At 41.6% G+C, this 353-nt stretch carries 1 pseudogene; it reads right to left on the reverse strand.

What is annotated here, in order from left to right:
• Window positions 1-353: pseudogene (locus Q0733_RS13045) on the reverse strand (hypothetical protein); the annotation flags it as partial.

Genomic DNA, 353 nt, shown 5'->3' on the forward strand with positions numbered 1-353 from the left:
TATTACCACTTGCATCTGTAAATGTCCAAGTTACTACCGTGGTTCCTAATGTACTGATTGGAAAAACTGTGCTAGTCATTCCCGTGATTGTACTTGCATCACAACTATCTGTCGTTGTTGGTGCTGTTGGTGTTCCAATACACTCAAAAGTGACATCTGATAATGTTGGTGTTACGGGTGCGGTGGTATCTGCTACAACTACATTTTGATTTGCTGTAGTGGTATTACCACTTGCATCTGTAAATGTCCAAGTTACTACCGTGGTTCCTAATGTACTGATTGGAAAAACTGTGCTAGTCGTTCCCGTGATTGTACTTGCATCACAACTATCTGTCGTTGTTGGTGCTGTTGGT

The organism is uncultured Polaribacter sp. (assembly GCF_947500975.1).
Taxonomy (GTDB): Bacteria; Bacteroidota; Bacteroidia; order Flavobacteriales; family Flavobacteriaceae; genus Polaribacter.